The organism is Providencia xihuensis, assembly GCF_041953405.1.
Classification (GTDB): Bacteria; Pseudomonadota; Gammaproteobacteria; order Enterobacterales; family Enterobacteriaceae; genus Providencia; species Providencia vermicola.
The window spans coordinates 3,340,527-3,353,794 of the sequence record NZ_CP169565.1 but is presented as its reverse complement, the minus strand read 5'-3'; the positions used below and the strand labels follow the sequence as shown (position 1 = coordinate 3,353,794).

Here is a 13,268-nt window from a genome sequence, read left to right as displayed (position 1 = left end):
AGGATAGAAAATGAGTAGCGTAGAAATTCTTGTTCCCGATCTTCCTGAGTCCGTTGCCGATGCTACGGTTGCCACATGGCATAAAAAACCAGGTGACAGTGTTCAGCGTGATGAAGTCCTGGTTGAGATCGAAACAGATAAAGTGGTACTGGAAGTGCCTGCGAGCGAAGCTGGCGTATTAGAAGCTATTGTAGAAGACGAAGGCGCAACGGTATTATCTAAACAACTGTTAGGTCGTATTCGTTTGGGTGACAGCACTGGCATCCCAGCAGAAGTGAAAGAATCACAAGAAGCAACACCAGCACAACGTCAAACTGCAAGTCTGGAAACCGAAAGCAACGATGCGCTGAGCCCAGCAATTCGTCGCCTGATTGCAGAGCATGACCTGAACCCTGCGGATATTAAAGGTACTGGTGTTGGCGGTCGTTTAACGCGCGAAGATGTTGAAAAACACTTAGCAGCAAACAAATCTGCAGCGCCAGCAGCATCTGCACCAGCTGCACCACAGGCTCCTTTGGCACACCGTAGCGAAAAACGTGTTCCAATGACACGTTTACGTAAACGTATCGCTGAACGTCTGTTAGAAGCGAAAAACACCACAGCAATGTTGACCACGTTTAACGAAATCAACATGCAACCAATCAAAGACTTACGTAAACAGTATGGCGAAGCGTTCGAAAAACGTCACGGTGTACGTTTAGGCTTTATGTCTTTCTATGTAAAAGCTGCGGTTGAAGCACTGAAACGCTATCCAGAAGTGAACGCTTCTATCGATGGCAGCGATGTGGTTTACCATAACTATTTTGATATCAGCATCGCAGTATCAACGCCTCGTGGCCTGGTCACCCCAGTGCTGCGCGATGTTGATGCAATGAGCATGGCGGATATCGAGAAGAAAATTAAAGAACTGGCTGTTAAAGGTCGTGACGGTAAATTAACTGTTGAAGACTTAAGCGGCGGTAACTTCACTATTACTAATGGTGGCGTATTTGGTTCTCTGATGTCTACACCTATCATTAACCCACCACAGAGCGCAATTTTAGGCATGCATGCCATTAAAGACCGCCCTATGGCTGTAAATGGTAAGGTAGAGATTCTTCCTATGATGTACTTAGCGCTGTCTTATGACCACCGCTTAATCGATGGTAGCGAGTCAGTCGGCTTCTTAGTCGCTATCAAAGATATGCTGGAAGATCCAACTCGTTTACTGCTGGACGTATAGCAACATAACAGGGTAGGGAACAACCTGCCCGGTCTGAAGTAACCGATGCAGCCCGTTCGCGGGTTGCTAAATCAGTAACAATTGCAGGAGGCGAATAAACGCCTCTTCAGACTCAATTATGGATAGAACATCATGAATTTACACGAGTACCAGGCAAAACAGTTGTTTGCACGTTATGGGATGCCTGCACCAACAGGTTATGCCTGTTCATCAGTCGCTGAAACCGTCGATGCTGCGAAAAAAATTGGCAACGGCCCATGGGTAATTAAATGCCAAGTTCACGCAGGTGGACGCGGTAAAGCTGGCGGCGTTAAAGTTACTAGCGATATCAACGAAGTTAAAGCTTTCGCAGAAAACTGGTTAGGTAAAAATTTAGTTACCTATCAAACAGATGCAAACGGCCAGCCAGTTAACCAAATTTTGGTCGAAACGGCGACTGACATTGCGAAAGAATTATATTTAGGTGCGGTTGTTGACCGTAGCACTCGTCGCGTTGTTTTCATGGCATCGACTGAAGGTGGTGTGGAAATTGAGAAAGTTGCTGAAGAAACACCAGAATTGATCCACAAAGCCATTATCGACCCACTGACAGGCCCAATGCCTTTCCAAGGCCGTGAATTAGCGTTCAAATTAGGCTTAACGGGCAAACAAGTTAGCCAATTCGCGAAAATTTTCATGGGTCTGGCGACACTGTTCCTTGAGCGTGATTTAGCATTAGCCGAAATCAACCCTCTGGTTATCAGCACAGCAGGTGATTTAGTGTGTTTAGATGGTAAATTAGGCATCGACAGTAACGCATTATACCGTCAACCTGAAATCCGTGAACTGCGTGACGAATCTCAAGAAGATGCGCGTGAAGCACAAGCGGCTCAGTGGGAACTGAACTACGTTGCACTAGATGGCAATATCGGTTGTATGGTTAACGGTGCAGGCCTCGCAATGGGTACCATGGACATCGTTAAACTGCACGGCGGTGCACCTGCTAACTTCTTAGACGTTGGCGGCGGCGCAACAAAAGAGCGTGTTACTGAAGCATTTAAAATCATCCTTTCTGATGAAAACGTGAAAGCGGTTTTCGTTAACATCTTTGGTGGTATCGTTCGTTGCGACCTGATTGCAGACGGCATCATTGGTGCAGTTGAAGAAGTTGGTGTAAATGTACCAGTAGTTGTGCGTTTAGAAGGTAACAATGCTGAGTTAGGTGCTAAGAAACTGGCAGACAGCGGCTTGAACATTATCGCTGCAAACAGCCTGACTGACGCAGCTAAAAAAGCAGTAGCAGCAGCGGAGGCTAAATAATGTCTATTTTAATCGATAAAAACACCAAAGTAATTTGCCAAGGTTTCACCGGTGGTCAAGGTACATTCCACTCAGAACAAGCAATTGCTTATGGAACACAAATGGTTGGTGGTGTGACTCCAGGTAAAGGTGGCACAACTCACCTTGGCCTGCCAGTATTTAACACTGTGCGTGAAGCCGTTGAAGCAACGGGTGCAACCGCTTCTGTTATCTACGTTCCAGCGCCATTTTGTAAAGATTCTATCTTAGAAGCTATCGATGCAGGCATTAAACTGATCATCACTATCACTGAAGGTATCCCAACGCTGGATATGCTGACGGTGAAAGTGAAATTAGACGAAGCTGGCGTTCGCATGATTGGTCCAAACTGTCCAGGTGTTATCACTCCAGGTCAATGTAAGATTGGTATCCAACCTGGCCACATTCACTTACCAGGTAAAGTCGGTATCGTTTCACGTTCAGGTACACTGACTTATGAAGCGGTTAAACAAACGACAGATGCAGGCTTAGGTCAATCTACTTGTGTTGGTATCGGTGGTGACCCAATCCCAGGTTCTAACTTCATTGATATCTTGAAATTATTCCAAGCTGACCCACAAACTGAAGCGATTGTCATGATCGGTGAAATCGGTGGTAACGCAGAAGAAGAAGCGGCAGCTTATATTAAAGAGCACGTGACTAAACCTGTTGTTGGTTACATCGCAGGTGTGACTGCGCCGAAAGGCAAACGTATGGGGCACGCTGGTGCAATTATCGCTGGCGGTAAAGGTACCGCAGATGAAAAATTTGCTGCATTAGAAGCGGCGGGCGTGAAAACCGTTCGTAGCCTTGCAGACATCGGTGATGCCGTTAAATCATTACTGAATAAGTAAATGACCCGCTAGGAAACTAGCAACTGTAAGAGACAAAAGCCCGTGCTTGTTTGAGTACGGGTTTTTTTTGCTTGTCGTAAGGCTAGATACAAAGACTTAACAGAATTTCTGTACCACTTATAAGGTTTTCTAAAAAAGAGTGTCTATACTTAAAAAATGCGTTCATAGACTCTGTCATGGGGGATTGGGGTTAACTGTTGTGTGCATTGATGGATTGTGAGGCTATCGTTCGCACTTTATGCAAAAAATAGCGAAATTGCGGCACATCAATTTTATAACTTTTAGGAGGAATGAATTATCTGAATATAGGAATTTAGTTGAGTTAGATTCGTATATTAATAAAATTCATAATAACTTTAAAATAAGATACTATTACAAATTAAATATTCTTTTTTAGAGACCTTAATACAAAGATTATATTTTTTTGTTAATCTTTGGGAAAATTAAGTACATTTATATCAATACCAATAACAGTGCATTAACAAGTAAATAACTATTAATTGACTGAGACTCAGAACAATTAACAAGGTGAAAAAAATTGACGTAAATCAATTCATTGGAACTAGCTTTATTCTGTTAAATTGCTTAAATTGGTGCTCGATCAAATACTCGGTTTTCTATTAAAGAGTATAATTATTGATGTAAATTCAGAATTCAAATCTGAGTCACGTAAAAGAAGTTTATTGTGTGTGAAGATAGGCGTACTATTATTATAGTAACGTTCGTTCTTTTAATTTTGTTAATTATTTGTTGTTTTGAGGCATTTTTTGCTGGTAGTTAAGAGGCTTTCTAAAAACATAATTTGGAAGCTGGGTTGCCGCAAGTCGGTGTCTTCCTGCTAGGAGCAAGGAGTCAAGATGTTTGATATTGTCGAACTGTCACGATTACAGTTTGCCTTAACTGCGATGTATCACTTCCTGTTCGTACCATTAACGCTCGGTATGGCGTTTTTGCTTGCGATCATGGAAACGGTATATGTGCTGTCTGGCAAGCAAATTTATAAAGATATGACTAAGTTCTGGGGTAAGTTATTTGGTATTAACTTTGCTCTGGGTGTTGCAACGGGTCTGACCATGGAGTTCCAATTTGGTACTAACTGGTCTTACTACGCGCACTATGTTGGAGATATCTTCGGTGCACCTCTTGCAATCGAAGGTCTGATGGCGTTCTTCCTAGAATCAACGTTTGTCGGTTTATTCTTCTTTGGTTGGGATCGTTTAAGCAAAAAACAACATCTAGCTGTAACATGGTTAGTTGCTTTAGGTTCTAACTTCTCTGCTTTGTGGATCTTGGTTGCGAATGGTTGGATGCAAAACCCAATCGCTGCTGATTTCAACTTCGAAACAATGCGTATGGAAATGGTTAGCTTCTCTGAGCTAGTCTTAAACCCAGTTGCGCAGGTTAAGTTTGTCCACACAGTTGCTGCGGGTTATTGTACCGGTGCAATGTTTATCCTTGGTATTAGCTCTTACTACCTGCTTAAAGGTCGTGATGTTGCTTTTGCTAAACGTTCTTTTGCAATTGCTGCAAGTTTTGGTATTGCTGCCGTTCTGTCTGTTATCGTTCTTGGTGATGAATCAGGTTACGAAATGGGTGACGTTCAAAAAACCAAATTAGCTGCTGTTGAAGCCGAGTGGGAAACCCATGCTCCACCAGCTGCGTTTAACTTAATCGCTTGGCCAGATACTGAGAAGCAAGAAAACAAATTTGCTATCTCGATTCCTTGGGCGATGGGTATCATTGCAACTCGTTCTATTGATACGCCTGTATTAGGTCTGAAAGACCTGATGAAACAGCATGAAGTTCGTATCCGTAACGGTATGGTTGCATATGGTCAGTTACAAGAGCTTTTAGCGGGTAACAAAGATCCTGATTTGCGTGCAGCATTCGAAGCAAGCAAAAAAGATCTGGGTTACGGTCTTCTGTTAAAACAATATGCACCAAATGTTGTTGATGCAACAGAAGCGCAGATTCAAAAAGCGGTTAAAGACAGTATTCCGAACGTCGGTCCTCTGTTCTGGGCATTCCGTATCATGGTTGGTGTCGGCTTCCTGTTACTGTTAATCATTAGCTGGGCATTCCTGTCAGTCGTTCGTAACCGTATTGGTCAAAGCAAACTGCTGTTACGTATCGCCTTGATTGGTATCCCATTACCATGGATTGCAATTGAAGCGGGTTGGTTCGTTGCAGAATATGGTCGTCAGCCATGGGCAATTGGTGAAGTGTTACCTGTTTCGGTCGCACACTCTAATTTGACAACTCATGACCTGATCTTCTCTATGGTACTGATCTGTGGTCTGTACACACTGTTCTTAATTGCTGAAATGTTCTTAATGTTCAAATTCGCTCGTAAAGGGCCTAGCAGCCTAAAAACCGGTCGTTATCACTTTGAACAGAAAAACACTTCTGCACACGACGTTCAGTAAATAGGAGCCACTTATGTTTGATTATGAAGTTCTTCGGTTTGTGTGGTGGATCCTTATCGGTGTATTACTGATTGGATTTGCTGTCACGGATGGCTTTGACATGGGCGTTGGCTTCTTATTACCTATCTTAGGTAAAACAGATACTGAACGCCGTATCATGATTAATGCCGTTGCGCCGCACTGGGATGGTAACCAAGTTTGGTTAATCACAGCTGGTGGTGCGATGTTTGCTGCATGGCCACAAGTCTATGCTGCATCATTCTCTGGTTTCTATATCGCCATGATTTTGGTCTTAGCGGCATTGTTCTTCCGTCCGGTTGGTTTCGACTACCGTTCAAAACTGGAGAACCCAAAATGGCGTAACATGTGGGACTGGGGTCTGTTTATTGGTGGTTTCGTTCCACCATTAGTTATCGGTGTTGCGTTTGGTAACCTGTTACTGGGTGTTCCACTGCAAATCGATAACCAACAGTACCTGACTTATACTGGTAACCTGTTTGGTCTGCTGAACCCATATGGTCTGTTAGCCGGTGTGGTTGGTTTAATGATGATTGTTACCCAAGGTGCAACTTATCTGCAAATGCGTACGACTGGCGAGCTGTATCTCCGTGTGCGTAAAACAACGTATATTTGTGCACTAGTTACACTGTTAGCGTTTGCAGGTGCGGGTGTTTGGCTGGTAATGGGAATCGATGGCTATGTTATCACTTCAGCGATTGATCACCATGCAGTGTCAAACCCACTGAATAAAACAGTAGAGATTGTTTCAGGTGCTTGGTTGACTAACTTCAACACCTACCCAATCCTGTGGGCTCTGCCTGCACTGGGTCTAGCACTGCCATTATTAACCATGCTGTTTAGTAAAGCAGACAAAAATGGTTGGGCGTTTGTCAGCTCTTCATTAACAATCGCGTGTATCATTTTAACTTGTGGTGTAGCAATGTTCCCATTCATCATGCCTTCAAGCATCATGCCAAATGCAAGCTTGACCATGTGGGATGCGACTTCTAGCTTGTTTACTCTGCAAGTGATGACTGTGGTTGCTATTATCTTTGTTCCAATCGTACTGGCATACACCGCATGGTGTTACTACAAAATGTTTGGTCGTCTGGACAAAAACTTCATCGAAGGCAACAAGCACTCACTGTATTAAGGAGCATAACTATGTGGTATTTCGCCTGGATCCTCGGCACGCTGTTAGCTTGTAGTTTTGCAGTGATTGCAGCATTAGCGTTAGAGCACTCTGAAGACTCTAAAGCCGCTAAAGATGGTGAGTAAGTAAATGCTGGTGGATAAAACCTATCAGCTATTGGATAAGGGGCCGATAAGGGCCCTTATCCTTATTTTAGCTTTAGTGACAGCTGGTGCGGTAATGTGGGATCCAACTATGTTCGCAGCCAAAACCAGTTCTTTCCAAATATGGCAAGGCTTGTTATTAATTTGGGCAACCTGTACAGCGATGATTTTTGGGGTGGGTTTTAAACCTCAAAAAGTTATCTTTCGTGCCGTTTTTCACCCATTGCCAGCTGCCATCATTCTTATCTGGGGACTTTTTCAAGTCTTTAGATAATTCTAATTGCTAATTGTGGGTCAATGGACCCATAATTATTTTTGATATCTTTACTTTCAAAGTGATTCCAAACTAACACTGTCTTGCGTATAGTGGCACCGTTAATGAATTTAACCTAAGACGGAGTGGTTGATATGTTATTTCGCTGGCCTGTTCGCGTGTATTATGAAGATACAGATGCGGGCGGTGTGGTTTATCACGCGCGCTATTTAGCTTTTTTTGAGCGGGCTAGAACAGAAATGTTGCGAAATAAAGGGATCAATCAGCAAAGTATGCTTGCTGAGAACCTTGGCTTTGTTGTGCGTAGCATGACAATTGATTTTGTGAAGGGTGCTCGGTTGGATGATATGTTGGAAGTTGAGACGCAAATCGTTGAAATGAAACGCGCCTCATTAACCTTTCATCAAAGGTTAGTTGATTCGCAAGGTAACCTGCTTTGTGGGGCTAATGCCCTAATTGCTTGTGTGGACACATCAAAAATGAAGCCTACAGCGCTTCCTAAGTCTATTGTCGCGGAGTTTAAACAGTGACTGACATGAATATCCTGGATTTATTCCTAAAAGCGAGCCTTTTGGTTCAGCTTATTATGTTCGTTTTGATCGGTTTTTCTATTGCATCATGGGCGATCATCATTCAAAGAACCAAAATTTTAAATGCCGCTAGCCGTGAAGCAGAGGCATTCGAGGATAAGTTCTGGTCAGGAATCGAGCTATCGCGCTTATATAAAGAAAGCCAAGCGCGTCGTGATGAACTCAGTGGCGCAGAACAAATTTTCCACTCAGGTTTTAAAGAGTTTGTTCGTTTACATCAAGCGAATATTCATGCACCTGATGCCGTGGTTACAGGGGCTTCCCGTGCAATGCGTATTTCAATGAATCGTGAATTAGAATCCGTAGAGGCACATATCCCATTCTTAGGTACCGTCGGGTCAATTAGCCCGTATATTGGTTTATTTGGTACGGTTTGGGGGATCATGCACGCATTTATTGCATTAGGTGCGGTTAAACAAGCGACATTGCAAATGGTTGCACCTGGTATTGCAGAAGCACTGATCGCGACAGCAATTGGTCTGTTTGCCGCAATTCCAGCGGTTATGGCGTATAACCGTTTAAACCAGCGTGTCAACAAGTTAGAACAAAGCTACGATAACTTTATGGAAGAATTTTTAGCCATTTTGCATCGTCAAGCCTTCTCTGCTGATAAGAAATAATACGGGGAGATAAGCGAATGGCGCGCACAAGTCGCAGACGTGAGCTGAAATCCGAAATTAACATTGTTCCATTGCTGGATGTATTATTGGTACTTTTGCTGATCTTTATGGCAACTGCACCCATTATTTCTCAAAGCGTGGAAGTTGAATTGCCGGATGCAACTGATACACAAACCGTATCATCAAGTGATAACCCACCGATTATTTTAGAAGTATCGGGAGTGGGGCAATACAATATGCGCCTTGATGGCGAGGTGTTAGAATTGCTTCCACCAGAACAGATTGCAGCTGAAGCTAAAGCTCAATTAGCGAAAAATCCCAAAGCGATTTTCTTAATTGGGGGGGCAAAAGAAGTGCCTTATGAAGAAGTGATTAAAGCATTGAACATTTTGCACAGCGCAGGGATTAAATCTGTCGGCTTGATGACTCAGCCTATCTAGGCTGGGTTGTTGTGGTTTGAATAAGTCACACATCTTTTTTTGGATACCAGAGTGGGAAAGACAAAAGAGAAAAAAGATAACTTAAACCGGTCACTTGTGATGTCAGTGGTTCTGCACGTCCTGTTGATTGGTTTGATCGTTATAGGCTCTTTAGTTTCCGTCGTCAAACTTGGTGGTGGCGGAGAAGAAGGGACTGTCATCGATGCGGTGATGGTCGACCCTGGCGTGGTTGTTGAGCAGTATGAAGAAATGCAAAAACAACAAAACATGGCCAGACAAGCGGCTAAAGAGCGCAAAGAACAAGAGCAGAAACAAGACGCTGAGCTAAGAGAACAGCAAGAGAAGGAACAAAAACGCCTTCAAAAACTGGAAGAAGAGCGGATTAAAACTGAACGTGATACAGCTGAGCAACAAAAACAAGCTGAGGAACAACAGAAAAAAGCGTTAGATGCCGCGAAGAAAGCGAAGGAAGAGCAGAAAATTGCGGAAGAAGCGGCTGCAAAAGCAAAAGCAGAGAAAGAAAAGTTAATTAAAGAGCAAGCGGCAGAAAAAGCCAAAGCCGAAGCTCAAGCGCAAAAAGAAGCCGAAGCCGCTAAAGCTAAAGCCGAAAAAGAAGCCAAAGAAAAAGCTGAAAAAGAAGCCAAAGAAAAAGCCGAAAAAGAGGCCAAAGTAAAAGCCGATAAAGAAGCTAAAGCCAAGGCAGATAAAGAAGCGAAAGAAAAAGCAGACAAAGAAGCCAAAGCAAAAGCCGCGAAAGCCAAAGCGGAAGCTGCCAAAAATGCCGCTTCAGTTGATGATTTACTCGGTGATTTAACCGCATCAGGTCCAAGCAAAAAAGGTGGCCAAGCTGCTGCAGGAAGTGGTGGTGGTAAAAAATCTGGGGCCTCTAATGCAGATGTAGACAGTTATGCAGGGAAAGTCAAAGCGGCGATTCAAAGCAAGTTCTATGATTCGGATACGTTTCGTGGGCGGACCTGTGAGCTACAATTGAAACTTGCTCCAGATGGATTATTGGTGAGTATTACGCCAAAGAATAGCCCGACCAATGATGCAGCGTTATGTGATGCGGCAATTAGAGCAGCGAAACTTGCGACAATGCCAAAACCACCTAGCCGTGAGGTCTATGATACATTTAATAAAGCAGGTAGCACTGTTGTGTTTAAACCTTGATTTTCAATAACTCAGAGCTATCTGTATTGAAAATTTTATGGCAATAGCATAAATAGTTTGCGTGGTATCTAGTTTTGTTATTATACCTTTGTTAAAATTCAGCGAATTATTGCGGTGGTAAATAATACGCAATAAGGGAGATAAGAATGAAGCAGGCTTTTAAAGTAGTTTTAGGGTTCCTAATGCTATGGGCGACAGTGGCTCAGGCTGAAATACGTATTGAGATCACTGAAGGTGTAAACTCAGCTCAACCAATTGGTGTGGTACCTTTTAAATGGTCTGGTGCGGGTGCGCCACCACAAGAAGTTGGCCAAATCGTAGGTGCTGATTTACGTAATAGCGGGAAATTTAACCCGATTGAGCCAAGTCGTATGCCTCAACAACCTGGCACTGCATCGGAAGTCATTCCTGATGCATGGACTGCATTAGGCATTAATGCAGTGGTTGTGGGTCAAGTACAGCCAGCAGCAGATGGTAGTTTTGTGGTTAGCTATCAGTTAGTGGATGTTGCCGCTAACCCAGGTGCTGTATTATCTCAAAATCAATTTAAAGTCACTAAAGAGTGGTTACGCTATGCGGCGCACACTGCAAGTGATGAAGTCTTTGAAAAACTGACAGGCATTCGTGGTGCATTCCGTACACGCATTGCATATGTTGTTGTGAACAAAGGCGGTCAGTATCCATATGAATTACGAGTTTCTGATTATGACGGTTTTAACCAATTCACGGTTCACCGTTCACCAGAACCTTTAATGTCGCCAGCTTGGTCACCAGATGGTGAGAAACTGGCGTATGTAACTTTTGAAAGCGGTAGTTCAGCACTTGTCATTCAAACCTTGTCTTCAGGGGCGGTTCGTCAGGTTGCATCTTTCCCACGTCATAATGGGGCACCTGCATTCTCTCCTGATGGGACAAAATTGGCATTTGCACTGTCTAAAACAGGCAGCCTGAATTTATATGTTATGGATTTAGCAAGTGGGCAAATTCGTCAGGTAACCGATGGTCGCAGTAATAATACTGAGCCAAGTTGGATGCCAGATAGCCAAACTTTGGTCTATACTTCAGATCAGGCTGGACGTCCGCAGATTTATAAAATGAATATTAATGGTGGCAGCCCGACACGTGTATCTTGGGAAGGAACACAAAATCAGGACGCTGACGTTAGCCCGGATGGTACTTTCTTAGTGATGGTCAGCTCCGGCGGCGGTCAGCAACATGTCGCCAAACAAGATCTGGCAACGAATAACGTTGAATTTTTAACGAAAACGTTCCTAGATGAAACGCCGAGTATCGCACCTAACGGCACTATGGTAATTTATAGCTCCTCTCAAGGCTTGGGGACTATATTGCAGCTAGTTTCGACCGACGGGCGTTTCAAAGCGCGTCTTCCGGCGACCGATGGACAGGTTAAATTCCCTGCCTGGTCTCCGTATCTGTGATGCATAATAATAATGTGTGGCAAAAAATATTAAGGATCAAAACGATGCAACTGAATAAAGTGCTTAAAGGGCTGATGATCGCGTTACCAATCATGGCAGTCGCAGCTTGTAGCTCTAACAAAAACAATGACCAAGATGGCGTAGATACTTCTACTAACCAAACTAACACTGGTCTGTCTGCGGAAGAGCTGGCACGTCAGCAAATGGAACAGCTGCAACAAAACAACACTGTTTACTTTGGCTTTGACAAATACAACGTATCTCCAGAATACGCTGATATGTTAGATGCACACGCAGCATTCCTGCGTAGCAACCCATCTGTACGTGTTGTTGTTGAAGGTCATGCGGATGAGCGTGGTACTCCAGAATACAACATCGCACTGGGCGAGCGTCGTGCTAATGCAGTTAAAATGTACCTGCAAAGCAAAGGTGTTTCTGGTGATCAAGTTTCACTGGTTTCTTACGGTAAAGAAAAACCAGCTGTGTTAGGTCATACTGAAGCAGACTACGCGAAAAACCGTCGTGCAGTCATTGCATACTAATAGATAAGCGAAATTATCTATTATGAACAGTAACTTCAGACATTTACTAGTCGGTCTGTCGTTATTGGTTGGCGTAGCGGCCCCTTGGGCCGCTATTGCCCAAGCGCCAATCAACAATGTCGGATCTGGTTCTCCAGGTGACCGTCTATCCCAACTTGAGACTGCAGTTTCTTCTCAAGGTCAAATTCTGTATCAAATTCAACAACAACTCGCTGATAACCAACGTGATATCGATATGTTACGTGGTCAGATTCAAGAAAGTGAATACAAATTGAATCAAGTCATCGAGCGCCAAAAAGATTTGTACATGCAATTAGACAATGCGGGTGGCGGCAATTCAGCTAACTCAGGTGATGCGCCTGATACAAGTTCAGCAAATACATCATCTTCCTCAAATACACCAGCGGCAGCTGCTAACACAGGTGGAAATGAGAAAGATGATTACAATGCTGCGGTTAAGCTCGCAATGGAAAGCAAGTCAAAAGCTCAAATTGATGATGCTATCGGTGCATTACAAGGCTTTGTTAAAGCCTATCCTAAGTCAGGATATCAATCTAACGCCAACTATTGGTTGGGGCAGTTAAACTACAATAAAGGTAGCAAGGACGACGCTGCATTCTACTTTGCCACGGTAGTGAAGCAATATCCAAAATCCCAAAAAAGCAGTGAAGCTCTATATAAAGTTGGGCTGATCATGCAAGACAAGGGACAAAAAGATAAAGCGAAAGCTGTTTACCAGCAGGTGTTGAAACAATATCCAAACAGTGCGGGCTCTAAATTAGCTGAAAAAAAGCTAAGCGCACTTTAATTCCTAGCCCCGAAGCGATATTGCCGAATATTTCGGGGTTATCAGTATGATAAATGTGCATTCAATCTTTTTATGCAAAAAAATCATTGCACCCTCGTCAGAAATCAGTAATATAAGCCGCCGTTGATACGAGAATACGGTTAACCGAAAATCTCGCAAAACAGTAAGAAATTTAGTTTTAGGTGAACCGTTAGCTCAGTCGGTAGATTGATTGAGTTTTACAAGATGGTCGCAGGTTCAACCCGTAGGGTAAGAAACGGTGACTAGTTA

General features: G+C 43.4%; 14 protein-coding genes. All 14 read left to right on the top strand.

The window, feature by feature from the left end; translation table 11 throughout:
* Positions 1-10 precede the first annotated feature (10 nt).
* The gene (gene odhB, locus ACE2AL_RS15095; RefSeq protein WP_206085301.1) at positions 11-1,222 is read left to right on the top strand and encodes a 2-oxoglutarate dehydrogenase complex dihydrolipoyllysine-residue succinyltransferase; all 1,212 of its coding nucleotides are present in this window, start codon (positions 11-13) and stop codon (positions 1,220-1,222) included.
* A gap of 132 nt (positions 1,223-1,354) precedes the next feature.
* Positions 1,355-2,521: an ADP-forming succinate--CoA ligase subunit beta gene (sucC, locus tag ACE2AL_RS15090; protein ID WP_206085302.1), complete on the top strand. Its 1,167-nt coding sequence runs from the start codon at positions 1,355-1,357 to the stop codon at positions 2,519-2,521.
* Positions 2,521-3,393 carry a succinate--CoA ligase subunit alpha gene (sucD, locus tag ACE2AL_RS15085; protein WP_206085303.1) on the top strand — a complete coding sequence of 291 codons (873 nt, stop codon included), beginning with the start codon at positions 2,521-2,523 and terminating at the stop codon, positions 3,391-3,393. The genes sucC and sucD overlap by 1 nt, the downstream gene beginning before the upstream one ends.
* Before the next feature lie 857 nt (positions 3,394-4,250).
* Complete coding sequence (gene cydA, locus ACE2AL_RS15080) at positions 4,251-5,819, top strand: cytochrome ubiquinol oxidase subunit I (protein ID WP_206085304.1); 1,569 nt, start codon at positions 4,251-4,253, stop codon at positions 5,817-5,819.
* Positions 5,820-5,832: 13 nt separating this feature from the next.
* The gene (cydB, locus tag ACE2AL_RS15075; protein WP_206085305.1) at positions 5,833-6,972 is read left to right on the top strand and encodes a cytochrome d ubiquinol oxidase subunit II; all 1,140 of its coding nucleotides are present in this window, start codon (positions 5,833-5,835) and stop codon (positions 6,970-6,972) included.
* 11 nt (positions 6,973-6,983) lie between these two features.
* Positions 6,984-7,097: a cytochrome bd-I oxidase subunit CydX gene (gene cydX, locus ACE2AL_RS15070; protein ID WP_004909083.1), complete on the top strand. Its 114-nt coding sequence runs from the start codon at positions 6,984-6,986 to the stop codon at positions 7,095-7,097.
* A 4-nt stretch (positions 7,098-7,101) separates the two neighbouring features.
* On the top strand, positions 7,102-7,389 hold the full coding sequence (gene ybgE / locus ACE2AL_RS15065) for a cyd operon protein YbgE (RefSeq protein WP_206085306.1): 288 nt from the start codon (positions 7,102-7,104) through the stop codon (positions 7,387-7,389).
* Positions 7,390-7,514: 125 nt separating this feature from the next.
* Positions 7,515-7,919, top strand: a complete 405-nt coding sequence (ybgC, locus tag ACE2AL_RS15060; RefSeq protein WP_206085307.1) for a tol-pal system-associated acyl-CoA thioesterase — start codon at positions 7,515-7,517, stop codon at positions 7,917-7,919.
* Positions 7,916-8,599 carry a Tol-Pal system protein TolQ gene (gene tolQ / locus ACE2AL_RS15055; protein ID WP_206085308.1) on the top strand — a complete coding sequence of 228 codons (684 nt, stop codon included), beginning with the start codon at positions 7,916-7,918 and terminating at the stop codon, positions 8,597-8,599. Before ybgC ends, tolQ begins: the two co-directional genes overlap by 4 nt.
* Before the next feature lie 17 nt (positions 8,600-8,616).
* The gene (gene tolR / locus ACE2AL_RS15050) at positions 8,617-9,039 is read left to right on the top strand and encodes a colicin uptake protein TolR (RefSeq protein WP_047756399.1); all 423 of its coding nucleotides are present in this window, start codon (positions 8,617-8,619) and stop codon (positions 9,037-9,039) included.
* A gap of 51 nt (positions 9,040-9,090) precedes the next feature.
* The gene (tolA, locus tag ACE2AL_RS15045; RefSeq protein ID WP_206085309.1) at positions 9,091-10,209 is read left to right on the top strand and encodes a cell envelope integrity protein TolA; all 1,119 of its coding nucleotides are present in this window, start codon (positions 9,091-9,093) and stop codon (positions 10,207-10,209) included.
* A 146-nt stretch (positions 10,210-10,355) separates the two neighbouring features.
* Complete coding sequence (gene tolB / locus ACE2AL_RS15040; RefSeq protein ID WP_206085310.1) at positions 10,356-11,648, top strand: Tol-Pal system beta propeller repeat protein TolB; 1,293 nt, start codon at positions 10,356-10,358, stop codon at positions 11,646-11,648.
* A gap of 44 nt (positions 11,649-11,692) precedes the next feature.
* On the top strand, positions 11,693-12,190 hold the full coding sequence (pal, locus tag ACE2AL_RS15035; protein WP_047756402.1) for a peptidoglycan-associated lipoprotein Pal: 498 nt from the start codon (positions 11,693-11,695) through the stop codon (positions 12,188-12,190).
* 22 nt (positions 12,191-12,212) lie between these two features.
* Positions 12,213-12,998, top strand: coding sequence for a cell division protein CpoB (gene cpoB, locus ACE2AL_RS15030; RefSeq protein ID WP_272539980.1), 786 nt, complete (start codon positions 12,213-12,215; stop codon positions 12,996-12,998).
* Positions 12,999-13,268: the final 270 nt, after the last annotated feature.